We start from the raw sequence: 24287 nt of genomic DNA, 5'->3' as shown, positions 1-24287 counted from the left end.
ATGATCGTTGATCGGCTGTGCAAACGTTTTAGAAAATAAATTTTACTTTTTTGAATTTGTTATCCAAAGTTTCTCGCTACTACGTAACCTAATAGCTCTGGGCAATTTTGTAAGAACCAAAAACTATCTACAAAATATATTTTAGTTTTATGTCACATATCTCTTCTCGTCGTAAATCCAATACGTTGTATGTAATTTTAATTGCTGGTGTTGCTGCTCTCGGGGGTTTTTTGTTTGGTTTTGACACCGCAGTAATTAACGGAGCAGTTGCAGCTTTGACTACAGACTTTAACGCTAACAGTGTGTACATCGGTCTGGCTGTATCCCTAGCCTTGTTAGGTTCTGCCTTCGGAGCTTTTTATGCAGGGAGTGTTGCTGATCGCTATGGTCGTGTCAAGGCAATGATCGCTGCTTCAGTATTGTTTACCATCAGTGCAATTGGCTCTGGAGTTGCGTTTGGGATCTGGGATTTTACCTTTTGGCGGTTATTGGGTGGAATCGCCGTAGGTGCAGCGAGCGTCATTGCACCAGCTTATATCGCTGAATGTTCTCCTACCCATTTACGGGGAAGACTAGGCTCGCTTCAACAATTAGCAATTGTGATTGGTATTTTTATTGCTCTACTATGCGACTATTTTATTGCCGTATCAGCGGGTTCAGCAGAGTCGCCATTTTTGTTTGGTATAGCTGCTTGGCGTTGGATGTTTTGGACAGAAATTCCCCCAGCCGTTCTTTATGGAATGGCGGCTTTTATGATTCCTGAATCACCACGATACTTGGTTGCCCAAGGAAAAGAACAAGAAGCAATTAAAGTTCTGGGCAAAATTTTGGGCGGTGACGTTAGACAAAAAGTCAAGGAAATTCGGCAGACAGTTTTACGAGAACGTCCACCTAAGCTTTCCGACCTTGTGACAAGAAGTGGCGGACTCCTGCCCATAGTTTGGTTCGGTATCGGCTTATCCGTACTTCAGCAATTTGTTGGTATTAATGTCATCTTCTACTACAGCAGCATTTTATGGCGTGCAGTCGGTTTTTCCGAAGCAGATTCCCTAACAATTACGGTAATTACGGCCGCCGTGAATATTGTGACTACCTTAATTGCGATCGCCTTTGTCGATAAATTTGGTCGTAAACCTTTGCTAGTTCTAGGTTCGATCGGTATGACCATTACCCTAGGTACGATGGCATATGTTTTTGGTAATGCTGCTTTAGATGCTGCGGGAAATCCTACTTTAACTGGAACACCAGGTGTTGTTGCCTTGGTAGCAGCCAACCTCTATGTATTTTGTTTTGGATTTTCCTGGGGACCAGTGGTCTGGGTATTGTTAGGAGAAATGTTTAATAACAAAATTCGTGGTGCTGCTCTTTCAGTTGCTGCATGCGCTCAGTGGATAGCCAATTTCGCTATTTCCACTACTTTTCCGCCCATATTGGAATATTTTGGCTTGGGTGCTGCCTACGGTCTTTATACAATTGCAGCCGCTATTTCCTTATTTTTCGTTCTCTTTTTTATTAAGGAAACCAAAGGTATTGAATTGGAGGATATGTAATTAATGTAAGGGCGTTTCCCCTAAAGGACTAGCTCTCTACTTCTCGTCGCGAAACGTCCCTACCTTACCTAATTACTTTTGCAAAGGTTACTGGCTTGTTCTTTCGCATCCTAATATTTAAACCTAATGCTAAAAAGTTTATTCTTTAGTTTCCCTATTTTATTATTCATATCTTCGTTAGCCTCGGCAGAATCTTTGAGTGATAATAATAATTCGACTCTGGTTGCACAAGTCCCTTCAGTTTCTCAACTATCTGATGTAAGACCGACTGACTGGGCATATCAGGCTTTACAATCATTGACCGAACGCTATGGCTGTATTGCAGGTTATCCTGATTCTACCTATCGTGGCGATCGCACTTTGAGTCGTTATGAGTTTGCTGCCAGTTTAAATGCCTGTCTTAACCAAATTAATCAGTTAATTGCCACCAGCACCAGCAATCGAGTCGAGGGAGAAGACTTGTCGGTATTGCAAAGATTACAGACAGATTTTGCCGCCGAACTAGCAACCCTAGGTGGAAGAGTTGATGAGTTGGAGACACGCACATCAACCTTAGAGGTACAACAGTTTACAACTACTACCAAACTAAATGCTCAAATTATTACTGCCGTCAGCGATAGCTTTGGTAATAGTGTAGGGCAAGATAGCGATCGCTCGGAAGTTTATTTAGCCAATCGTGGTCGTCTTAATTTTGAAAGTAGCTTTACAGGCAAAGATTTGTTACGAGTTCGTTTGGAATTTGGTAACTTTTTTGATGCTGAGGGCAACAGTCAAATTGCTACCGCCACGGGTACAGGCATGTCACGTCTGAATTTCGACAATGATACCGATAATAATCTTATTATTCCCCATGTCCGTTACTATTTTCCTGTCAGTGATTCTCTTTCCTTCGTAGTTGGCCCAGTCGGTATTGGCTACACCGATATTACCGCCACTGTTACCCCAGCACTGATCGCCGATGACGGTAATGGAGTTCCCTCGCTATTTGGGTCGTATAATCCTCTGTTTCGTCGGGGAGGCGGTGGCGCAGCTACTAACTGGGAAATGACTGACGATTTAACTTTAACCCTCGGTTACTTGGCAAATAATGCCGATTCTCCCAATCAAAGCAATGGTTTATTTAATGGTGGTTACAACGCCTTGGCTCATTTAGTCTATCTAGGCGAGCAAGGTGGTATTGGGCTTGCTTACTCTCATGGTTATAGTCCTGGTGGGGAAGTTAATCTGACTGGTGGTACGGGGAGTATTCTGGCTATATCTCCCTTTGGGGATAACATTGCCACTTCCAATCATATTATTGCCACCCAAGGATTTTACCAGTTTTCCGAGCAATTTCAAATTCATGCTTGGGGTGGATATACTTGGGCAAATGCTGAAAACTCTAATTTGAGTAATCTTGATAACGGAATAGGTGAAACAGATTCTTTTTTTGTCAACCAGGGTGATAATGCTCAGAGTTGGTATGGCGCAGTTGGTCTTTCTTTTCCTGATTTTGGAGGTGAAGGTAATTTACCAGGAATTCTGGTTGGTGTGCCACCACACGTAAATTCTAGTGATGTGCGTAAAGAAAATAATAATGCCTACCATATCGAAGCGTTTTATCGCTTGCGGGTCAACGATAATATCTCAGTAACCCCAAGTTTCTGGACGATTTTTAATCCAGAAAATAACAGCAATAATGACACACTTTATGTAGGAGCATTACGTACTACTTTTGATTTTTAATCAATAATTTTGCGTTTAGATACACTAGTGTTCTTAAGCGAATATTTGTTATGCTATAGCACCGTATGTAGCGCATTATTTAAATAATAAATCAAAAACTTTTATGACTTCATTTTTATCTCAGCACGAACATCTTGAGGAGGTGCCAGAGCTTCTCCCTTCTCCTCCTCGAAACACTATGTCAGCTAACCCCATTTTTAATCCAGGGGGAGACGATCGCGTAGAGAACCGTTCGATCTGGTTTGGCAATACTACTAACCTAATGCAGCTTAACGATGTACGTTATTCTTGGGCGACTGGTTTATATCAGCAGATGCGCGAAAACTTTTGGATTCCTCAAAAGCTGGACTTGACTCAAGATGTTACCGATTATTGGAATTTAACTAAAGAAGAACGTCGTGCCTACGATGGCATTTTGAGCTATTTAACCTTCTTAGATTCAGTACAAACCTGCAACATTCCTCATATCAAAAGCTGCGTTACTGCACCAGAAGTCAGCGTCTGTATGGCAGAACAAATTTCCCAAGAAGGAATGCATAACCAAAGTTATCAGTATATTATCGAAACTGTAATTCCAGGCGATCGCCGTAGCAGTGTTTATGAGTTTTGGCGTACTGATAAAATACTTTCAGACCGTTGTGAGTTTATCGCTTCAATTTATCAAAAGTATATAGATAATCCGACTCCCGAAAACTACTTCGTCTCTTTGCTGGCAGATTACTTACTCGAAGGCATTTATTTTTATAACGGTTTTATCTACTTCTATAATCTAGCCTCGCGGATGCTGATGCCAGGTAGCGCGGATATCTTCAAGATGATCAACCGCGATGAACTTTCTCATGTTCGACTCTATCAAAAACTTCTACCAGAAGCGATGCAGCTATTCCCTCACTCTCTCGAGCAAATTTATGAAATGTTTGATACCGCAGTGCAGCATGAATGCCTGTGGACAAATCATATTGTTGGTGACAGTGTATTGGGTATTACCGAAAGTAGTACCGCACATTATACGAAGTATATGGCAAATATGCGTCTGCGTTCCATTGGTTTAGAGCCTCTATACAATGATGAACAATATAAGAAGAGTCCTTATCGACACCTAGAAAGATTTTCCGACACCAAAAAAGAAGGTCACACGAAAGCTAACTTCTTTGAGGCTGGAGTTACTAGTTACGTCATGTCTTCTGGCGTTGGCGGCTGGGATGAAATTTAATTAATCTATAAAAGCGATCGCTTGATTAATACGCGGCAGGGTGGGTATAGCCGTACAAAATTAGCTTAGGGCAATTAGGGTGATCGGCTCGTAGGTAGTAGGTAGTAGGTAGTAGTAAAAAAACGTCCTAACATTGTCTAGTATTGCTATATTTTAAAATTGATCGTGGTAGGACATCAGTGTAGGTTGGGTAGAGCGAAGCGAAACCCAACGGCAAACATCCAAGGCTATCATGGAATATCGTCGCTCAAGATCCCCAGGAAGTAGCTATTTCTTTACTCTTGTTACTCATAATCGTCGTCCTATTCTGTGCCAACCAGAAAACATTAATTTGTTACGAGATTCATTCAAAAGAGTAATCACAAAACACCCTTTTACAATTGATGCCATTGTAATTTTACCCGATCATCTTCATTGTTTATGGACGTTACCACCAGAGGATGCAGATTTTTCAACTCGTTGGCGTTTGATTAAAAGTTGGTTTAGCCGTCGATGCGATCTCCAATATCAAGGACAACTTTCGGCTTCGAGACAAAGCAAACAGGAAAAGGCAATCTGGCAAAGGCGTTTTTGAGAACATTTAATCCGAGATGAGCAGGATTTTAACCGTCATCAGAAATTTGGGTAGAAACCCCGTCCTAAAAGGACGGCTTTAGATTGATTTTTGGTATAATAGCATTGGTCAACGACCCACCCGTGACGATGGATCAGACAGCCTACACGAGCGAAGTTCAGCCCTGTGCTGGCGGCGCAGCAAAATCGGTAGACCGGGAAAAGAGGACGGGGCAATGGAGACAACCTTGGAATCAACAAAACACATAGATATTTCTTTGTAACTATCGACACGTAAGAACCGCTGGGCTAGCGGGAATAGTCTGTGGAGCGAACGTAAGACCATAAAACTCCTTGCGGGTAGAGGCAGTTGCTATGAAACAGAAACTCAAATCGTGAGGTTTGGGAATCACCGTGGGTTTACCCCGGTGAGGATGTCAAGTGGATTATATTCATTACAACCCTGTAAAGCATGGGTTGGTTTTGTCCCCTAAAGATTGGCAATATTCCAGTTTTCATCGTTATGTGCAGCGTGGTGTTTACGATCCTGACTGGGGAAGTTCTCCTTTGGTTTTTGATTTTCTTATTGGTATGGAATAAGTTGATATTATTGATATTTGTTGGGTTTCGCGGACTCTACCCAACCTACAAGATCGGAGATCGCTCTAGCTTAATCTTGGATGACATTAGTAACGATTTCGCCATCGGGCAAACTAGTTTGGGTCAAATAACAACCACGAAGTTCGTTGATATCTACAATAGCATCACCGAAAACACATCTAGTGAAAAACGTTTCGCCGAATATAACACCTCTAAGATTAGCTTCATCGATCCGAGAGTCGTCCATTCCAGTTCTTACAAAAATAGCATTCTCGAAGTTGGCTTTTTCCATGGAGGATCTTCTAATTTGAGTGCCATCCAGATTGGCTCCACATAAATTAGCCCCTCTCAGATCGACATCTTCAATGATGGTATCAGCCAGATTGGCTCCACACAAATTAGCCCCTCTCAGATCGATACGAAACAAACGAGCTTCAGACAAATCGACTCCACTGAGATTAATTCCACTCAAACTGACATATTGCAACTCGACACGTCGCAGATTGGCACTAGTAAAATCTCTTTCGCCAGCAGCATACCTTCTGAGCAATTCTTCTCTATCCATAATTCAACTCCTCAAATAATTGATGAACTAAATAATAGCGCAACCAAGATCTGGTCAGACTTACTCAAATCACAAACATCGCTAGATGTCGATTTCCAAATCACCGACCTCCCTCAAGGACAACTAGCCGAAGCAAGCATAACAGTGTGATCGCTGACCTTGTAGTAGCGCGTCTAGGCTAAAGTACTGGGTTCATTTAAGTAGGGTGGGCAATGCCCACTCTACGGATTTTGATTATTTTAACCCAACAAATTAAAGTGGACGCGCTAGTAGGTTGGGTAGAGTCCGCGAAACCCAACAAAAACTTACTTCGCACCAATTAATGAATCTCGTAACAAATTATTGTTTTCTGGTTAGCACAGAAGAGGACGACGATTATGAGTCACAAGAGTAAAAAATAAGTGCTTCCTGGAGATCTTGAGCGACGGTATTCCATCAGTCCACGAGCGCTTTGTCTATCTGTTGTTGGGTTTCGCTTTGCTCTACCCAACCTACGAGATCGGCGATCTCCCTAGTAGTCCACAAGCTTCACTACTCACTGTCCCAGAAACCAGTTCTTCCCTCGGCGATAGCTCGGTCTCTTCCAGGATCGCTACAGGTATCAATACTTCCGTCGGGCAGAATAGTTTTGTAGGTATATCCACCAGCAGGGACATATCCAGCACCAATAGCTCCCTTGAAGTTGGCTCGAATCAAAGTAGTTTCGACAATAATACAGTTTCTGAGATTAGCTCCACGAAAATCAGCCCCTTCGAGGTGGGCAAGCATAAAATTGGCATTTTCCAGGTTGGCGTTCCTGAAAATAGCTCTATCCAGAAGAGACCATTTGAATTTAGTGCCTCGCAGGATAGCATTTTCAAAGATAATATCTTCCAAAGCGACTTCCATCAAGTTAGCTCCACTCAAGTCAACCCCAGTAAAATCTCTTTCCCCAGCAGCATATCTTTTGAGCAATTCTTCTCTATCCATAATTCAACACCTGAAATTAAGCTCCCTGATAACATTACCGAAGGAGAAAAAGTTACATTAAATGCGATCGCCAATCAGCGAAAAAAGTGATTGTTTAGACTTTATTTTTTGGGTTTAATTTTGTAATTGAGCTAGTTCAAAATGGCTCAATTGTATGCTAACGAGTGTTTTTAGCCTAAACTCCAGATATTAACCAAAAGTGGACTCATTCCAACCCCACATATAACCCTTGGCATCGGCAAATTCAAGATAAATGCGGTTAACAGGAATAGCTAATTGATCGCTAATTTGACCACAAAAATCTTGACTCATTGCCTTAGTTTGGTCTGGACTCATACTGCCAATACTTTTAATTTCTACATAACAGGCAGGTTCAAATGTGCCACCAAAGGTCATGGTCGCATCACTTTCAAAAGCAGTCATGACGTAAGATTCTGGTTTACTCAGATGTTTTGCCAAACTACTAGATAAGCTAGTTAATAAGCTTTTGACCGTGGCTTCGGATGGGGAGACAGAGGACTGAATTTTAATTAGAGGCATAATTATTTTTTAATCTCAATCAGGATTTTTAGCGATCTATATCTACTAATATATGGTGTTGGCGCGTGAATCTCTCTGGGCAAAATTTAACTACCCATCATAAATTTGGTTTTAACTATGCAAACGATTAATACTATTGATTGGCAAAAGTTACAAAATGGCTCGGATATCCGTGGCGTGGCTTTAGCAGGGGTTGCTGATGAAGCGGTTAATTTAACTCCTGAAGTGGTGAAAATCCTCGGTAATGCTTTTGTCCAGTGGCTCACGCAACAAGGTAATCAACCCGCTACAGATTTAACTATTGCTATTGGTAGGGATAGTCGCCTTTCGGGGGAAAGCTTAAGCCAAGCTGTGATTGAGGGAATTGCGATCGCAGGTTGTCAAGTTTATAATTTCGACCTTGCTTCCACTCCCGCCATGTTTATGAGTACGGTAACCCCAGGATTTAACTGTGATGGGGCAATTATGTTAACCGCTAGCCATCTACCTTTTAACCGTAATGGTCTGAAGTTTTTTACTCCTCAAGGAGGTTTGGGTAAGTCTGATATTACTGAGATTCTCAATATTGCTTTAAATATTGCAGCTACAGGAAACTTTCTGAGCAACGTTAATCAGGGAAAAATTAGCAGTCGAGACTTTATCTCCATCTATGCAGCTAGATTAGTCGATACGGTACGTCAAGGGGTTAACCATCCCGATCATTTTGAGCAACCTTTAACTGGCTTGAAAATAGTCGTTGATGCTGGCAATGGTGCAGGAGGGTTTTATGCTGACAAAGTGTTGCAACCTCTAGGTGCGGATATTACAGGGAGTCAATTTCTCGATCCTGACGGCATGTTTCCCAATCATATTCCTAACCCTGAAAATCAAGAGGCGATGACATCAATTTGCCAAGCGGTAGTTCATCATCAAGCTGATTTTGGCATTATTTTTGATACGGATGTCGATCGCGTGGCTGCCGTAGATCACCAGGGAAATGAGCTAAATCGTAATCGGCTGATTGCTTTAATTTCAGCGATCGTTTTACAGCAATATCCAGGCTCTACTGTAGTTACGGATTCGATTACTTCTGATGGTTTAACCCAGTTTATCGAGCATTTGGGGGGTAAGCATCATCGTTTTAAACGTGGTTATAAAAATGTCATTGAAGAGTCAATTCGCTTAAATGATTCTGGAGTTGAATCCTGGCTGGCGATCGAAACTTCTGGACATGGGGCAATGAAAGAGAATTATTTCCTCGATGATGGAGCATATTTGGCCACTAAGCTACTGGTTGAACTAGCTAAAACTAAGCAGCAGGGAAAATTATTAACAGATTTAATTACCGATTTAAAAGAGCCAGTGACAAGTGAAGAATTTCGCTTAAAGATTAAGGCTGAGGATTTTCAAGCCTATGGCGATCGAGTAATTGCCCAACTTCAGGAGTTTGCTAGTTCCCAATCTGATTGGACAGTGGTACCCAACAACTACGAAGGAGTTAGAATATCCTGTAATTCTCCCACAGAAGATGGCTGGTTTTTATTGCGCCTTTCCCTACACGATCCAGTTATACCGCTAAATATTGAATCTAACGCACCACAAGGAGTAGACAGTATTGCAACTCGTTTACTGGAGTTTCTGCAAGATTTTGAGGCATTAGACCTCTCTGCGTTGAAGAATTAATAATGATCGTAACCAAGTAAATTAGTTTAGATACTGACTTAGAAACTTAGTGGTTTTATTCCAGGCTTTTTCGGCTGCTTCTGGAACATAGTTTTGACCAGAGGGATTGGCAAAAGCGTGTCCTGCATTTTCATACACTAGAATCTCTGCCTTTTTATCTAGCTTTTTGAGAGTCGATCGCAATTGGTCTACTGTTTCTAGAGGAATAGAGCTATCTTCCGCGCCAAAGATGCCTAAAATGGGCATTTCTAGGGTACTGAGTTCCTCAGCCGTTTTTTCTCCCACCTCTCCACCATAGTAAATCACCGCAGCATCTAATTCTTGGGGAAATAATAAAGCAGTTTCTAGAGACCAACTACCGCCAAAACACCAGCCAATCGAAGCTACAGAAGTAGCTTTTTTCTTGCTTACTAAATAGTCATAGGCTTTAGCAATATTTGCTTCAGCACCAAAGGGATTATTGGCTACCTCTTTAACTAATTGACTAGCTTGTTCGGGAGTATCGGCTATTTGTCCCTGATACAAATCTACTGCTAGCACTTGATAACCTTCCCCTGCCAAGCGACGAGCCATTGCTTCGATATTTTCATTTAATCCCCACCATTCATGAATAGCTAAGATTCCAGGCAGAGGCTTGGTCATATTTTGAGGATAGGCATAATAACCTTTGATTGCCTGTCCGTCTATAGTGACATATTCGACTGATTCGGTAGTTACAGGAACTTGCGGTTCGATTAAAGCGATCGCTGTAGGAGTCGGATAGTCGTGACGATGTAATGCCAGCATTTGGTTGACATTTGGTTTTGCCCAGGATGTTCTGGCGCTCAATAGCAGCGTAATTAGAAATATACTCGCTAAAACTAGTCTGTGCTGTGTAATTTTATTCATAGTTATTTCTCTCACGCAAACATTAGGTATTTTAAATGTTTTTTGCCTGAGAAAACAGCTATCTTGTATCACAGCTAAAAGTTAGCTATTCTAATTTAAGCTGCCCGATCCTATTCAGGATTGAGTCTTTATTCTCAGCTGAATAGATGCGTATTCAATTTTGCCCAACGCTTTAATAAATAAAGAACCTGTAGCGTGGTAATTCTTCTTTATTCCATTGGGTTCGCTCTAACTTGAGTTTGATATGTTAACTGAGGAACGGGTTGCGCATTACTTCCCGACGGTGAATAGGAGGCAATCATGATCAAAGGAAGAGTGAGGGTGACAATTGCCACGCTTGTTCCTAAAATTCCTGCCCACCTATGACCAGGAGGTTCGTCTACTGGCCCTGAGCGCTGGCTGACTTCCATGTGTGAATCTGATAAATTCAGCTAAGTTATAGTTGATATATATGAAGTAGAGACAATTAAGCAAAGCTCGATCATCCTACACACTGTTTATTGTACCCGCAAATTCTAATTAAGTTAGCATCTGGCACAACTTAGGTTATAAAATCTTAATTAAGATTTTCAGGAGACAAATACTGTGGATGCACAGAAACTAGCCACATTTAAGCACCTTTCTGTGCTGAGTCGCGAATTAATTGCTGGATTAGATATTTTGCCAGCAGGAAAATATTTGGATGCTACGGCAGGAGGAGGGGGACATAGTGAGTTAATTCTCAATCAGGGTCAACAAATCCAGCTAATCGCCATCGATCGAGACGAAACGGCGATCGCCGCAGTTAAAGCAAGACTAGCTAATTATTATCCTCAGCAGCTAGAATTTTGGCAGGGTAACTTTGCAGATTATCAACCAAAAGATATTTTATTTGACGGTATTATTGCTGATTTAGGTGTAAGTTCCCCTCAGCTAGATCTGGCTGAACGAGGCTTTAGTTTTCGTAATACTGCTCCTCTAGATATGCGCATGGATCGCTCTCAAAGAACTACCGCAGCCGAGATTGTGAATCACTGGAAAGAAGTATCCCTCGCAGATCTGATCTATGAATATGGCGAGGAAAGATTCTCTCGTCGCATTGCTAAAAAAATTGTCCAGCAACGCCCTTTCCAAACTACCACCGAATTAGCTGAGGCGATCGCCAGCACTGTTCCAGGCAAGTATCGTCATGGGAGGATACATCCTGCTACTCGTACGTTTCAGGCGTTAAGAATTGAGGTCAATCAAGAATTAAAGTCGTTAGAGAAATTTATTGCCCAAGCTCCGAATTGGCTGAAACCAGGCGGTAAAATTGGAATTATTAGTTTCCATAGCCTCGAAGATCGGATCGTCAAACACTGCTTTCGTAACAGCGAACTATTAGAGGTAATCACCAAAAAACCCATTACCGCAGACAGAGATGAACAAAGAGCTAATCCGCGATCGCGATCGGCTAAACTCAGATTTGCTCAAAGGAAAGAAAATTAGTAGGTAGTAGGTAGTAGGTAGTGGGTAGTCCTAAAGGACTTGTCTACCGAACTAAGCGGCACAAGTCGCATAGTTGGAGATACCGCTTCGCATATAGGTAGTAGGTAGTAGAGTCATTGCAAAATGTTCTAACGTTTTTACGTCTGGCTATAAGTAGGTAGGCAAAATAATTTATCCTAAAGGATACACTTCGTTATCAAACCCTTACCCTTAGAGCTATTTGTTACTTGTTACTCGTTACTCGTTACTCGTTACTTGTTACTCCCTAACCTCATTTCCAATTTAATTACACCCACCTACTTACTTTGTCTAAACAGTGTAAATAAATTGTGATATTGCGATCGCAAGTTGGAAAAACTATTTAAGGTTAAAACAAGATACCCCTAGTCTTGAACTTAAAACAGCGATGATTTCGGTGATTTACTCTCCAGAATTTCTAGAACACGACACAGGTTATGGACATCCAGAAAAAGCAAAACGACTAACAGCGATCGCTGAGGCTTTAAAAGCGGTTGAATGGGAAGATCGGCTTGAATGGCGATTGCCTACTCCAGTTAACTCGCGAAATGTACTAGCTTATGTCCAGCAAATTCATACCCTAGAACATATTCAACGAATTCAACGAGTTGCTGAACAGGGTGGGGGATATTTAGACGGGGATACACCAATATCGGCAAGAAGTTATGATGTGGCTCTATTAGCGGTGAGTGCTTGGTTAGATGGAGTCGATCGGGTTTTAAATCAGCAGCCTGCTTTTGTGCTGGCACGTCCTCCAGGACATCATGCTACCAGGGATACAGCAATGGGTTTTTGTCTATTTTCTAATGCGGCGATCGCTGCTCATTATGCTTTAAGCAAACCGCAAATTCAACGAGTCGGTATTTTAGACTGGGATGTCCATCATGGTAACGGCACTGAGGCGATCGTTAGAGATAACCCCAATATTGCTTATTGTTCGCTGCATCAACATCCTTGCTATCCAGGTACAGGTACAGAAAAAGCCATTAGTGGCGAATATCAGAACATCCTCAATCTTCCCCTCAAGACAGGCAGTGCGATCGCCGATTATCAACGCTTATTTGAACAAGAAGTTATGCCATTTTTTAACAATTGGCAACCAGATTTGCTAATTGTCAGCGCAGGTTATGACGCCAATGATAGTGACCCCTTAGCTGGGATCATGCTACAGCCTGAAGATTACCAAATACTCACAGAATATGTGTTAAATATTACCAAATATCCTCTGTTTGGATTAGAAGGTGGCTATCATCTAGCAGCTTTAGCTCGTTCAGTAGTTGCCACTTTAAGCACTTGTCTGTAATAGTTGTTGATTATTGTTGGCTCATCTTATTGAAATTATTTTCCTAGTCTAAACCTAAATATTTATCAGTATCTGTATTTCTTCCTTTTGTTTGATCAGCAATATAATTGCTCTTAATAATATGAATATTGCCACTTCGGAACCATCTTTGTATCAGTTAACTCAGGACTTAGATGAGCCTCTGGTGTCCCTTTCAGTGGGAGCGGAGACACTCAAATCTTATGTTAGTAGTATTATTGATTTATTAATTGGAGAACAAATTCGAGCTACAGTTTGGGTTAAGTTACCACAAACTCAAAGCTGGGTCAATCAGATTCAGCGATTGCAGAGAGAGGGTAATGTTGAACAAATCTTTGTTTGTAGTAATCAACGTCACCAACTTAGTTCAGCTTGGCAGCAGAATGTCGCTAAAACTCCCATCGTTTCTGTCAAGTTCCATCAAAGCTCAATTCTACAACGAGAATGTTGCCTAATTGTTTCAGCGCCAGATTTTTGCTCTTTAATCTTAGCTCAGTGGCAAAAAAGTAAAATTCAAATTGATGATTCGGGTAAAAGATTGCAGCAACCATATCTAAAGATGGTTTCTAGTTTTGTGCCCCAGGAAATTAGGCTGATTTTAGCGGGAATTAGGCAAAATATTGCTTTTGATGGTATTCAAGCCGATCAAGCTTTAGCATTTAATTTACCCGCAGTAGTTAAAGCAAATTTATTTAGTAAGCTAATTGCTTTACAAGTTAGTCAACAGGAAAAAATTCAGGGTGCTTTAAATATATATTGCTCCAGAAGTAACAATCAGCCTCCACCTACATCTAGTATCTTAGGCTCGCAAGAAAGCTTTCTCAACAACTTAGTTCAGGAATTGCGATCGCCAATTACTCATATGAAAACGGCTCTAAGTCTGTTGGAATCCAAACAAATCAAGGGAGAGCAGCGACAACTATATCTCCAGATGGTGAGTAACGAATGCGATCGCCAAAACTCCCTGGTGAGCGGTTTACTGGGTTTATTGCAGTTGGATAGTCCCGCCGAAGCCGAATATCTGCGCTTAGACGATCTTGTGCCAGGAATAGTCAGCACCTATCAACCTTTAGCCGAAGAAAAGGAAATTCAGTTGGGCTACACAATTCCCGCCAATTTACCCCCTATTTCTTGTCCTAAACCCTGGTTTAGACAAATTATTATTAATTTACTCAACAATAGTTTACAATTTACTCCGCCCAAAGGAAAAGTCTTTGTGCAGGCATCATTTAAAAAAGAAAGACAGCAGATTGAAATCTTGGTAACAGATACAGGGGTGGGTATTGCCAGTAAAGAAATCAATCGAATTTTTGATAGCTTTTATCGTACTAAACCTTCGGATAAATCGCAATCTGCGGGCGCTGGCTTAGGATTAACTCTAGTTAAGCAATCTATTCAACGCAGTGGTGGAGAGATTTCTGTTAGTAGCCAGCCAAATAAGGGAACAGTATTTAAAATACTTATGCCTGCTGTTCCCCCAGAGCTTATTTAATCGTCAATCTTCCTTCTCTAGCTATGATTTTGGGAAGACTAAGATCTTATCTTGTGCTGGTTAAAAAACTAAACGGCTTTTATTAAAGATGGCGATCGCTTTAATTCAGTTACATTAGCATTACCAGTACAGAATAAAACAGTTTTAAGCTCGCTAATTAGTAATTCAATCAACTCATCAATAGCCGCTTGCGACTCTGATGCTGCTTGTAGGAAAGGAAAAGCCAACCCTGCTAAATCTGCTCCTAAAGCGATCGCTTTGGCTACTTCCATGCCGTTGCGTAAGCCTCCTGAAGCAATTAAAGGTAAATTTGGATGTTGCTCGCGAATTTGAACAATGCAGTCGGCGGTAGAAATTCCCCAGTCAGCAAAAGTTTCCCCTAGTCGTCGCTGGAGATTATTTTCGGCTCTTTCACTCTCTACCTTCGCCCAGGATGTTCCCCCAGCACCAGCTACGTCAATGACATCTACCCCAGCCTCAATCAGTTTGGTTGCCATCTCTTGAGAAATACCATTACCTACTTCTTTCGCAATTACGGGTACATCTACTTGTTTACATAACTGTTTAATTTTAGCGAGTAAGCCTTTGAAATTCGTATCGCCGTGGGGTTGGATACATTCTTGAAGAGGATTGAGATGCAAAATTAGGGCATCGGCTTCTAAAATATCCACTACCCGCAAGCACTGTTCTAAACCATAGGTATAGTTAAGCTGTACTGCCCCTAAATTAGCAAATAGCATAGCATCAGGTGCCAGCGATCTCATAGCAAAAGTATGGGCTACATTCGGATTTTCCACGGCAATACGTTGCGATCCTACCCCCATCGCTAATCCATATTGTTGTGCTGCCACTGCTAAACGAGAGTTGATCATTTTGGCTTGCTCTGTTCCCCCTGTCATCGAAGAAATCAATAGAGGTGCTTTTAAAGTCTTACCCAGAAACTGAGTGCTGAGATCGACTTCACTTAAATTAAGCTCTGGTAGGCAAGAGTGAGTAAAACGATATTGCTCTAATCCGTTGGTTAGGCGAAACTGTACGTCATCTTCTAGACAAATACGCAGATGGTCAGCTTTTCTAGTTTGCGTATTAGTCATTAATTTTTTACTCCTTATTTAGCAGGTTTAATTTTGTTAGCTTAATCTTGGCTATCCCTAAAGATCGTAAAGCAGTTTTTATGATGTCTAGCAAAAAGCCCAAAAAATGAGGTGAACTGTAACAATTCACCTCAGATCGATTATTTTGCCTTATTCACCCACAAAATTAGGCAAGCGATCGATTAAATCGCCATTATTTTCTGCCTATATTTTTAGCCATATTGCGGAACATGTCCATGCTGTCACCAGATGGACGACGCTTCTCAGCAGAAGGTTTAGGGGCATCAAAACTGGATCGAGACAGTGGTTTTATTTCAGGCGTAAACTCTCTAACTGGATTAGTTTGAGTGACTGCTGAACCGCCAGTAATTCCAGGTTGAGACTGAGAGCTAGGAGTAGGATTGAAAATAGTGTTTACGGTAGTGTCTTGGTTAGTGTTGCTACCTTTGTAAAGGTTGTTTCTGTTTTCTATCGAGGAAACTTCATTTTCAAACGCAAAACCATCTTTGTTTTTGAGGGTTTTGGGAAAAGTTCTTCTAGTTCTTCTGCTAGTTCTCATGTAGTTGATGTCGCCCATAGTCATTGCGTCATCAGGATCTAAGAAAAAATCTTTGTCTCCCATTGGTATTTATGTCTCCTATTTGTTAATAGTTATTTAATGATGCTGATAATTATCTGAGGTTAAAAACCCTTAGTATTGAGTTAAGGAAAGTAACCAAGAATTAATTATAGTTAAGTATTATTTTACACATAAGCAACCCTGATAGTCAATGAAATTGCGTAGCTTGTTAAGTAAAAACGCACAAATAACTCTAGTTATAAATACCTAAAGATTGGCTAAATCTAACAAAATAGTTAAACATACCTGACACAAAAATAGCCTAGTGGTGTGTCAAGATTGTTTTGCGAACGGGCGCAATGACGCGACGTTAGGAGTTTATACTAAAGCACTCGCTTCGCATCGTCCGAAGGTGTACCCTTATGCGAAGCGGTCCCCTTTAGGGTTAGGGAATCCTTTAGGACTTGGGGGTTTCCACCCAACTAAGCGGTGCGACACGAAGTTAATACCACAAGGGTATAACATCCTTTAGGGCAAGCCCCATGAGCGACCTGTTCAAGAAAAGGGATAGTAAGTATAGAAGTCACGCATTACCTACTACCTATTTGCGAAGCTTATCCTTTAGGACTACCTAATCTCAACTCATCAATTCAAACTTGACGATCTACTAGGCTAATGCACCATGCTTTTTCTCTCTTGATATTGGTGGATAATTTTCTGCGAGACACTTGAAGGCATCCGCTTGATTCCAGAAGTGATCTGCATTACGCGATCTTCTGGCTTGGCTATCTTTAAAAAGTCTAAAATACGATTAATCTCTGCTGGAACGTCGTCTAAAATATCTTCATATACTACTACTAAAGGTTGTATTTGATGCTCTGCTAAGATTTTTTTAAGGCGAGCTTCTTGCTGCTCAATAAAGATAACTTTCTGCTCTACATCATTGAGTAAATGATCATCAATTTTAATACTTTCTAATTCAGACTGATAGCTAGTTTTTTTGGCATCACTATGAAGATGCCAGACTTCAGTTTTTTGCGCTAGAACTAATGATATGGCTTGGGCTAGCTTGTCTTTTCTAATCAACAAAATAAACTGCTCGATAGATTGAAAAATTTGCTGAAAATCAGGCTTTGTTCGTTGTAGTTCAAACAAAAAATGGGAAATTAGCTTAGTACCAAATACGCCATTACTAGTAGTACGATACTCCAGTAAATTATCAAGCAACTTAAGATAATTAAAATTACAGTGACGAGCTAATTCTTGAGTTGCTAACCGCAGATGTTCTGAAGGATGCCCAGCGATCGCCGTGGAGTTTAGGAGGTCGCAGAGATAGGTAGAACCTGAGCGAGGAGTGGTTAAAATAGCATAGGCTGTCTTTGGCTTGTGGTTATTTTGGGGAGCAGTTTGTAATAGGTCGCGATCGCACAACAAATTGATAAATATATCAGCAAATAATTGCAAGATTATAGGATGAGCAACAGTACTTAATTGCTGATTAACGGCAGACAACAAAGAGGCTTCATTTTCTAAGGAAACTACGATAATTGCTCGATACAAATTTAAGTCGGGAACGTTATTTAGTTCTGCTATTGTCTGGGTAGACAAATCATAATAGTAGTTGTAATCGATATTTTGCTGGTCAGCTAAAAAGTTTTTAATGTATGCTAAAGGTGCAGCATCTCCAATCAAAAACAATTTTGATTGTGTTGATAGTTGTTTTAAAAGTCGTGTTTCTTCAATAGCTTGAAATATTTGGGCTAATTCCATATTTATATGGTGGTAAGATTTTATTTGAACTAAATTTATCTACTTCTCGAAATTTTTAATTTTACTAATATTTTAGATAAGAAATGAATTCTTAATCGACTAGGCGATCGCCAAAGCTATTTTTAGTTTCATCAAACTAACTTATTTCTGTCAACAAATCAACTTATTTAAGCTGAAGTTGAGTTTTACATAATATATCTCCACAAAATTCAGTACAACTAAGCTACAATCTGCTGCAAGAATACAGTTAACAGCTTGAAAATCTAATGGTTGGTTATTTAGTTTTCCTGACAATCTATGTGGGATTATATGCCTTGTTTGCTTTAGGCTTAAATTTGCAATGGGGTTACGCGGGATTAATTAACTTTGGTCACGTAGCCTTTATGACTGTAGGAGCATATACAACAGTTCTTTTAAGTTCCCAAGGTGTACCACTCGTCTTAGCAGTGATAGCAGGAATTGCGATCGCTACCTTACTGGGATTATTAATTGGCATGTCCACCTTAAGACTGCGAGAAGATTATTTAGCGATCGTCACCATTGGAGTTTCTGAAATGTTACGTTTAGTAGCACTCAATGAGGATTGGCTAACTAAAGGGTCTTTTGGCGTTCGCGGGTTTCCTCTACCTCTAGAACGTTTTGACCCCAATTTGATGCAAAAATATCTTTTGATTGCGCTGTTAACTTTGCTGGCTATATTTGCTGCTGGACAACTATGGCGTGGTTTGCGATCGCAATGGCAAGAAGGGAAAGAAATTCAGGGTAGCAGCTATCAACCCACTAAAATATTTAGTTTGGTTATCTGGGGAATTATTGGCTTGGGAGTAATTTTGACTATTTATCTTAACGGCTGTGCTGCCTTATTGGACTATAACTATAAAGCAGGTTTAATGCTCTTGGTTTTATGGACGGTAGCGATCGTTTACTGGGGCTTAGAGCTACTAGCCAAATCACCTTGGGGTAGGGTACTAAAAGCGATTCGCGAAGATGAAGAAATCGCCACAGCGTTGGGTAAAAACGTCTTTTGGTATAAGCTTCAGGCATTTATGCTGGGTGGGGCGATCGCTGGTATTGCTGGGGCATTTTACGCTTGGCAGTTAACTACTATTTATCCGAGTAACTTTGAAACCCTTGTTACCTTTAACGTCTGGACAATGGTGGTTTTAGGTGGAGCGGGTAAAAATCCTGGGGCATTGTTGGGCGCAATTATTTTTTGGGCTTATGATGCTTTAACTCGTTTTTATTTACCTAAATTAGGCTGGTTTGATAGTTCACAAGAAGGTGCTTTTCGCATCATGATTATTGGTCTAATTTTAATGCTCTTAATGGTGTGGCGACCACAGGGAATTTTGGGCAAAAAAGAAGAGTTAACCTTGGGAAGATAGAGCAATGAACAAGGAGCAATGAACAAGGAGCAATGAGTCCTAAAGGATTAGCTCGCAAGCTCGCGTCACAATGAGCAATGAGCAATGAGTCCTAAAGGATTAGCTTCCCTAAAGGATATGCGTCACAATGATCAGTTACCTCTTTTGAAAAAAAGAATTTTTGTTTATCCTAAAGGATTCACTAAAGTACTAGCTTCGCGTCGCCCTAAAGGGTTAGCTTCGCGTCAGCTTGCGCGTCCGTCCTTCGCGTCCTAAAGGACTTGTCTCGCATAGTTGGAGATACCGCTCCGCGACACGAAGTTAGTCCTTTAGGGCATATCGCACTTCGTTATCAATTGTTCAATGTTCAATGTTCACTGCTCATTGATAAAAAACCTCTCCTGGGATTGCAAGAGAGGTTGGGAACTATTGATTGACTTGACTAATTGACGTTGCATAATTGAGATTTGAAAATTAAACGCTTAAATCAACAACACCGATTAATTCAACCATCCTTTGAGACGACGAGCTACTTGAGGACGACGCAGCTTGCGCATGGCTTTACTTTGAATCTGACGCACTCTCTCGCGGGAAAGACTAAACATACCCCCCACTTCTTCTAGGGTGTAGGGTTGGCTGGTCGATAAGCCATAACGTAGACAAATTACGTCTTTTTCTCTTTGAGTTAAAACATCATCCAAAACATCAGTAATATCCTGACGCATCATTGTTTCACTCATCCGTTCTTCAGGAAGCTGGAGTTCACTGTCTTCTAGCAGATCGACTAACTCTGTATCTTCCGCCTTACCTACACGATGGTTTAAAGATAGAGATTGACGACGTAATTCTAATAATTGACGCAGTTGAGGAGGGGATATTTTTAACTCTTGAGCCAATTCATCTTCGCTGGGATTACGTTGCAGTCTTTGTTTTAGGTTGCGCTGGGCTTTTTTCAGCTTGTTTAACTTCTCGACAATATGAATCGGTAAGCGAATGGTACGAGCATCATTGGCAATTGTACGAGTAATCGCCTGACGAATCCACCAGTAAGCATAGGTAGAGAACTTATAGCCCTTATTGGGATCGAACTTTTCCGTGGCTCGATTTAGTCCAATTGCGCCTTCTTGAATTAAGTCTAAGAAAGGAACACCTCGGTTGAGATATCGTTTGGCGATGGAAACTACTAAACGCAAATTGGAGCGGATCATTTTACGTTTTGCTACTTTTCCTCGATACAGCAGCAGATCTAACTGTCTGGGGGACTCTAATCCCATCTCTGCCGACAATTCCTCTTTAGTAGGCTGTTCCTGATTTTTTTCCCGCAGCTTTTGCCTAACTTTTTCAACTCGTAACATTAATTTGACATCATTTGCCAAGATAATTTCTTCTTCTGCCGTCAAAAGAGGATAACGAGCCATCTCTTTGAAAAACGCGCCAATATTATCTTCTAAAGGGAGCTTACGCCGACTACCTGCACCAGAAACCTGATCCTCATCAGAGTATTCTGCTTCCACCAGCTTTAAGTCGTCGCTTAGATCATCAGTAGCTTCGTCTATGGTAATGTCTAAAATGTAGTCGTCTTTTTCTGTCAATTTGACTGTGTTCATGAACTTAATTTCCTCTTTTGCTAAAAAGATTTTTTAGTATTTAATGGAAAATTTATAATTGTTTTTAACTGAAAAAGCTAGTTTACATTTACTTTGCTTATATAGACCGAAGAAACCAATAGTTTGACGCTCAGAATTAAAATATAAAATGCCAAGCAATGTAAATTATTAACTAGAAAAATTATTTTTTCTAGATTCAAGCTTTACTTTGGTTATTAAGGTCTCACACTTCAGAGTTTTTATAGAAAAAGTATAGATTTTCTTAAGGTTTTTTTTCCTATAGATATAGTATTTTTGTAGATTGCTAAGACTGAAATGAATAGCTGTATTTAGCTTGTAATGTTGCTTAGAGCTTAGTTAGATGATTTAAACTGAATCCATTTATTAGTCTATTATTCGAGCAGAATTTCTTAATATACTGTCACAAAATCAGACAAAAAAATGTATTCCTCTTTACTTTGAATTGCTGTTTGTAATGGGGTGATGACCTCAAGGTACGTTTAATAATGTAATTTATTTGACATTTAGATTTTAGCTGCTGATTTATGACATTAATGTTATTTAACATACAAAAAAAAGCTGTTTTTACCAACATTTTATGGTCTGCAAGTCAATGAAACTATCTATCTACATAAAGTGGTTCTAAGATAGTATTCTTGTACGTATACTAAAATAAGGTTTCAATGCTAACTGGTACCGATCAGCATATGTCCTCAATCAATAGTAGCGATCGCCACGAACTTACTCTTAGTGGGAAACAAGACAAGGCGTGTCCTCATCTCTACGAAACAGCGATTTCAACCAACCTGTTAGTGGCTGAACCACAAGTAATTTATGAAATGAATCCTCAGCAGTGGGTTGAGGTTTTAGTCGATTCCCCAGGAGAAACCCAAGGATTATATACCTATAGTCTTCCCCCTGAGTTAATAGTACAGTCTGGCGATATTGTTAGCGTTCCTTTTGGTATGCAACTGATCGGGGGAATTGCGATCCGTCTTGTTACCTCACCTCCCGCAGATTTAGATCCCGCAAGAATTCGCCCTATAGAAGATGTAATTACTTCAGGGTTTTTTAAAGATAGCTATTGGCACCTGTTAGAAAAAATTGCTGACTACTATAGTACTGATTTAATGAGTGCGATTCGGGTAGCTCTACCTCCTGGTTTATTAGGGCGATCGCAAAGAAGAGTTAAATTAAGTTTCGATCTGCCTCCTGGTGCGGAAACTTTTTGTAGTGTAGTGGCAGGAAAAGTCCTCAGATTGTTACAAAGTCAAAAAGACGGCGATTATAGTGTTAATCATCTCAGAAATAAGGTAAAAGGGGCAAGTCGTGGTATTAGAGAACTTAGTAAAAGAGGTTGGGTAGAAAATTATCTTGAACCCCCCAAACGAGCCAAACCCAAGCTAAAAACTGCTGTTACCCTAGCAACCAGTATTTTATTGGAGGATCTAACCAGCAGACAGCAGGAAATATTACAGATGCTGAAAAACAGGGGTGGGGAATTATGGCTTAAAGACTTAATCGGTTTATGCAGTACCACTTCTAACACGGTTAAGAACTTAGAAGCCAAAGGTTATATTGTTCTGTCTGAACGAGAAATTTTGCGTCACGAACAGGGTGTTATGCAAGCAGCAGATCGACCCAAGGAACTTAGTCTGGCTCAAGCTAATGCTCTGGCTGTAATTAATGCTCAACAAGATTATGCTCAACTGCTTCTACACGGTGTAACGGGTTCGGGAAAAACCGAAGTTTATCTTCAGGCGATCGCACCTGTTTTAGCAGAAGGGAAATCGGCTTTAGTACTCGTACCTGAAATTGGTTTAACACCGCAGCTTACAGATCGCTTTCGCGCTCGATTTGGGACACAAGTGTGCGTTTATCACAGTAAATTATCGGCTAATGAACGCTACGATACTTGGCGACAAACAATTCAGGGAGAACCCCAGGTAATAATTGGCACGCGATCGGCAATCTTTGCTCCTCTGCCAAATCTGGGCTTAATTGTCCTGGATGAAGAACATGACTCCAGTTTTAAACAAGATCGTCCTGCTCCTACTTATCACGCCCGTAAGGTAGCTCAATGGCGAGCTGAGTTGGAAAATTGCCCTCTTGTTTTAGGTTCTGCCACTCCTTCATTAGAGAGTTTAACCGATGTTGTTGACGTAAGGGCGAACGGCGACGCGCTAGCTAATCCTTTAGGGCGTTCGCCCCTACAGAATGAAACTGGATTTTATTTATCCCTACCCGAAAGAATTGCTGCACGTCCATTACCGCAAGTATCAATTATCGATCTGCGTCAGGAATTGAGTCGCGGGAATAGATCTATTTTTAGCTTATCTCTGCAAAAAGCGATCGCCGAAATGAAATCCCAAGGACAACAGGGTATTTTATTTATCCCCAGGCGAGGACACAGTACTTTTGTTTCCTGTCGCAGTTGTGGCTATGTGATGGAATGCCCAGACTGTGATGTTTCTTTATCCTATCACCACACCCATGAAGGAGCAGCGAAACTCTTGCGCTGTCACTATTGCAATCATACTCAGATCCAGCCTAAAATCTGCCCAGAATGTAATTCTCCCTATCTCAAGTTTTTTGGTAGCGGGACACAGAAAGTTACTCAAGAATTAGCTAAATTATTTCCTGAACTCCGCACAATTCGCTATGATAGCGACACCACCAGGAACAAAGACGCACATCGTCAGTTAATCGATCGCTTTATTCACCAAGAAGCAGATATTTTAATCGGCACTCAAATGCTCACCAAAGGCTTAGATATTGCGGGGGTTACTCTTGTGGGTATTGTCGCAGCAGATGGCTTATTACATCGCAGTGATTATCGTGCAGCCGAAAGAGCTTTCCAGACTTTGACTCAGGTGGCAGGTAGAGCAGGCAGAGGAGATCTTCCAGGTAGAGTAATTCTGCAAACCTATTCCCCCGAACATCCTGTAATTCAAGCCGTTAAAACCCATAACTATGATGATTTCAGCAACACCGAGTTAGAGCAAAGAGCCGAACTAAACTATCCTCCCTATGGCAATCTCATCCTGATTAAACTGAGCAGTATTGATGAGAGAGAAGTAGAAAAAGCGGCTGAAACCTTGGCAGATATTCTAATTAACACCCTAAGCCCAGAATACGAGATTTTAGGCCCAGCACCAGCCAATATCATGCGGGTTGCTCGTCGTTATCGCTGGCAAATTTTACTCAAGTTTCCCGCCACGGCAAAAGATAATTTACCCGATCTCAATTTACTGCTGCGATCGCGTTTACCTAGAACCGTCAGCATGACTATCGATGTCGATCCCATTAATATTGAATAAAAAGTTGCGAT

21 protein-coding genes are annotated in these 24287 nt (G+C 40.8%); 12 read left to right on the top strand and 9 right to left on the bottom strand.

What is annotated here, in order from left to right; genetic code table 11:
- Positions 1-149: 149 nt before the first annotated feature.
- From KME09_03050 to KME09_03025, 6 genes are all read left to right on the top strand, one after another.
- On the top strand, positions 150-1550 hold the full coding sequence (locus KME09_03050) for a sugar porter family MFS transporter (GenBank protein ID MBW4532892.1): 1401 nt from the start codon (positions 150-152) through the stop codon (positions 1548-1550).
- 126 nt (positions 1551-1676) lie between these two features.
- Positions 1677-3275 carry an iron uptake porin gene (locus KME09_03045; protein MBW4532891.1) on the top strand — a complete coding sequence of 533 codons (1599 nt, stop codon included), beginning with the start codon at positions 1677-1679 and terminating at the stop codon, positions 3273-3275.
- A 178-nt stretch (positions 3276-3453) separates the two neighbouring features.
- The gene (locus tag KME09_03040; protein ID MBW4532890.1) at positions 3454-4488 is read left to right on the top strand and encodes a ribonucleotide-diphosphate reductase subunit beta; all 1035 of its coding nucleotides are present in this window, start codon (positions 3454-3456) and stop codon (positions 4486-4488) included.
- Between the two features lie 232 nt (positions 4489-4720).
- Complete coding sequence (locus tag KME09_03035) at positions 4721-5062, top strand: transposase (protein MBW4532889.1); 342 nt, start codon at positions 4721-4723, stop codon at positions 5060-5062.
- A 104-nt stretch (positions 5063-5166) separates the two neighbouring features.
- Positions 5167-5310, top strand: coding sequence for a hypothetical protein (locus KME09_03030; GenBank protein ID MBW4532888.1), 144 nt, complete (start codon positions 5167-5169; stop codon positions 5308-5310).
- Between the two features lie 171 nt (positions 5311-5481).
- Complete coding sequence (locus tag KME09_03025) at positions 5482-5640, top strand: hypothetical protein (GenBank protein MBW4532887.1); 159 nt, start codon at positions 5482-5484, stop codon at positions 5638-5640.
- A 70-nt stretch (positions 5641-5710) separates the two neighbouring features.
- On the opposite strand, the gene KME09_03020 is transcribed toward KME09_03025, so the two are convergent.
- From KME09_03020 to KME09_03010, 3 genes are all read right to left on the bottom strand, one after another.
- Positions 5711-6205, bottom strand: a complete 495-nt coding sequence (locus KME09_03020) for a pentapeptide repeat-containing protein (GenBank protein MBW4532886.1) — start codon at positions 6203-6205, stop codon at positions 5711-5713.
- A 531-nt stretch (positions 6206-6736) separates the two neighbouring features.
- Positions 6737-7174 (bottom strand): pentapeptide repeat-containing protein, encoded by a 438-nt coding sequence (locus KME09_03015; GenBank protein ID MBW4532885.1) that lies wholly within the window; start codon positions 7172-7174, stop codon positions 6737-6739.
- Positions 7175-7363: 189 nt separating this feature from the next.
- Positions 7364-7714, bottom strand: coding sequence for a hypothetical protein (locus tag KME09_03010; GenBank protein ID MBW4532884.1), 351 nt, complete (start codon positions 7712-7714; stop codon positions 7364-7366).
- A 126-nt stretch (positions 7715-7840) separates the two neighbouring features.
- On the opposite strand from KME09_03010, the gene KME09_03005 reads away from it, so the two are divergent.
- On the top strand, positions 7841-9376 hold the full coding sequence (locus tag KME09_03005) for a phosphomannomutase/phosphoglucomutase (protein MBW4532883.1): 1536 nt from the start codon (positions 7841-7843) through the stop codon (positions 9374-9376).
- A 21-nt stretch (positions 9377-9397) separates the two neighbouring features.
- On the opposite strand, the gene KME09_03000 is transcribed toward KME09_03005, so the two are convergent.
- Positions 9398-10264 carry a dienelactone hydrolase family protein gene (locus KME09_03000; GenBank protein MBW4532882.1) on the bottom strand — a complete coding sequence of 289 codons (867 nt, stop codon included), beginning with the start codon at positions 10262-10264 and terminating at the stop codon, positions 9398-9400.
- A 209-nt stretch (positions 10265-10473) separates the two neighbouring features.
- Positions 10474-10674, bottom strand: a complete 201-nt coding sequence (locus KME09_02995; GenBank protein MBW4532881.1) for a hypothetical protein — start codon at positions 10672-10674, stop codon at positions 10474-10476.
- A gap of 175 nt (positions 10675-10849) precedes the next feature.
- Here KME09_02995 and rsmH point away from each other — a divergent pair, with 175 nt between their 5' ends.
- The 3 genes from rsmH to KME09_02980 all read left to right on the top strand — a co-directional run bounded on the left by rsmH (position 10850) and on the right by KME09_02980 (position 14562).
- Positions 10850-11731: a 16S rRNA (cytosine(1402)-N(4))-methyltransferase RsmH gene (gene rsmH / locus KME09_02990; GenBank protein ID MBW4532880.1), complete on the top strand. Its 882-nt coding sequence runs from the start codon at positions 10850-10852 to the stop codon at positions 11729-11731.
- A gap of 406 nt (positions 11732-12137) precedes the next feature.
- The gene (locus KME09_02985; protein ID MBW4532879.1) at positions 12138-13052 is read left to right on the top strand and encodes a histone deacetylase; all 915 of its coding nucleotides are present in this window, start codon (positions 12138-12140) and stop codon (positions 13050-13052) included.
- A gap of 121 nt (positions 13053-13173) precedes the next feature.
- A complete protein-coding gene (locus tag KME09_02980; GenBank protein MBW4532878.1) occupies positions 13174-14562 on the top strand; it encodes a signal transduction histidine kinase in 1389 nt (462 codons plus the stop codon).
- Positions 14563-14630: 68 nt separating this feature from the next.
- On the opposite strand, the gene fni is transcribed toward KME09_02980, so the two are convergent.
- From fni to KME09_02965, 3 genes are all read right to left on the bottom strand, one after another.
- Positions 14631-15656 (bottom strand): type 2 isopentenyl-diphosphate Delta-isomerase, encoded by a 1026-nt coding sequence (gene fni, locus KME09_02975; GenBank protein ID MBW4532877.1) that lies wholly within the window; start codon positions 15654-15656, stop codon positions 14631-14633.
- A gap of 193 nt (positions 15657-15849) precedes the next feature.
- Complete coding sequence (locus KME09_02970) at positions 15850-16278, bottom strand: hypothetical protein (GenBank protein MBW4532876.1); 429 nt, start codon at positions 16276-16278, stop codon at positions 15850-15852.
- 609 nt (positions 16279-16887) lie between these two features.
- A complete protein-coding gene (locus KME09_02965; protein MBW4532875.1) occupies positions 16888-17985 on the bottom strand; it encodes a sulfotransferase domain-containing protein in 1098 nt (365 codons plus the stop codon).
- A gap of 266 nt (positions 17986-18251) precedes the next feature.
- On the opposite strand from KME09_02965, the gene KME09_02960 reads away from it, so the two are divergent.
- Positions 18252-19370, top strand: a complete 1119-nt coding sequence (locus tag KME09_02960) for a branched-chain amino acid ABC transporter permease (GenBank protein MBW4532874.1) — start codon at positions 18252-18254, stop codon at positions 19368-19370.
- A 479-nt stretch (positions 19371-19849) separates the two neighbouring features.
- On the opposite strand, the gene KME09_02955 is transcribed toward KME09_02960, so the two are convergent.
- Positions 19850-20956, bottom strand: a complete 1107-nt coding sequence (locus KME09_02955) for an RNA polymerase sigma factor, RpoD/SigA family (GenBank protein MBW4532873.1) — start codon at positions 20954-20956, stop codon at positions 19850-19852.
- 683 nt (positions 20957-21639) lie between these two features.
- On the opposite strand from KME09_02955, the gene priA reads away from it, so the two are divergent.
- Positions 21640-24276 (top strand): primosomal protein N', encoded by a 2637-nt coding sequence (priA, locus tag KME09_02950; GenBank protein MBW4532872.1) that lies wholly within the window; start codon positions 21640-21642, stop codon positions 24274-24276.
- Positions 24277-24287: the final 11 nt, after the last annotated feature.

Origin of the sequence: Pleurocapsa minor HA4230-MV1, from assembly GCA_019359095.1 — a bacterium.
Classification (GTDB): domain Bacteria; phylum Cyanobacteriota; class Cyanobacteriia; order Cyanobacteriales; family Xenococcaceae; genus Waterburya; species Waterburya minor.
Note: the sequence above shows the minus strand (reverse complement) of the source record. Positions and strands in the feature narration are given on the sequence as shown.

What these genes read in the sequence shown, in the direction of transcription:
- KME09_02970 (MBW4532876.1), bottom strand. Translation starts at nt 16,278, where the DNA reads ATGGGAGACAAAGATTTTTTCTTAGATCCTGATGACGCAATGACTATG.
- KME09_02980 (MBW4532878.1), top strand. Translation starts at nt 13,174, where the DNA reads ATGAATATTGCCACTTCGGAACCATCTTTGTATCAGTTAACTCAGGAC.
- KME09_02960 (MBW4532874.1), top strand. Translation starts at nt 18,252, where the DNA reads ATGGTTGGTTATTTAGTTTTCCTGACAATCTATGTGGGATTATATGCC.
- KME09_03020 (MBW4532886.1), bottom strand. Translation starts at nt 6,205, where the DNA reads ATGGATAGAGAAGAATTGCTCAGAAGGTATGCTGCTGGCGAAAGAGAT.
- KME09_03010 (MBW4532884.1), bottom strand. Translation starts at nt 7,714, where the DNA reads ATGCCTCTAATTAAAATTCAGTCCTCTGTCTCCCCATCCGAAGCCACG.
- fni (MBW4532877.1), bottom strand. Translation starts at nt 15,656, where the DNA reads ATGACTAATACGCAAACTAGAAAAGCTGACCATCTGCGTATTTGTCTA.
- priA (MBW4532872.1), top strand. Translation starts at nt 21,640, where the DNA reads ATGCTAACTGGTACCGATCAGCATATGTCCTCAATCAATAGTAGCGAT.
- KME09_03050 (MBW4532892.1), top strand. Translation starts at nt 150, where the DNA reads ATGTCACATATCTCTTCTCGTCGTAAATCCAATACGTTGTATGTAATT.
- KME09_03000 (MBW4532882.1), bottom strand. Translation starts at nt 10,264, where the DNA reads ATGAATAAAATTACACAGCACAGACTAGTTTTAGCGAGTATATTTCTA.
- KME09_02985 (MBW4532879.1), top strand. Translation starts at nt 12,138, where the DNA reads ATGATTTCGGTGATTTACTCTCCAGAATTTCTAGAACACGACACAGGT.
- KME09_03035 (MBW4532889.1), top strand. Translation starts at nt 4,721, where the DNA reads ATGGAATATCGTCGCTCAAGATCCCCAGGAAGTAGCTATTTCTTTACT.
- KME09_02955 (MBW4532873.1), bottom strand. Translation starts at nt 20,956, where the DNA reads ATGAACACAGTCAAATTGACAGAAAAAGACGACTACATTTTAGACATT.
- KME09_03040 (MBW4532890.1), top strand. Translation starts at nt 3,454, where the DNA reads ATGTCAGCTAACCCCATTTTTAATCCAGGGGGAGACGATCGCGTAGAG.
- KME09_02995 (MBW4532881.1), bottom strand. Translation starts at nt 10,674, where the DNA reads ATGGAAGTCAGCCAGCGCTCAGGGCCAGTAGACGAACCTCCTGGTCAT.
- KME09_02965 (MBW4532875.1), bottom strand. Translation starts at nt 17,985, where the DNA reads ATGGAATTAGCCCAAATATTTCAAGCTATTGAAGAAACACGACTTTTA.
- KME09_03045 (MBW4532891.1), top strand. Translation starts at nt 1,677, where the DNA reads ATGCTAAAAAGTTTATTCTTTAGTTTCCCTATTTTATTATTCATATCT.
- KME09_03015 (MBW4532885.1), bottom strand. Translation starts at nt 7,174, where the DNA reads ATGGATAGAGAAGAATTGCTCAAAAGATATGCTGCTGGGGAAAGAGAT.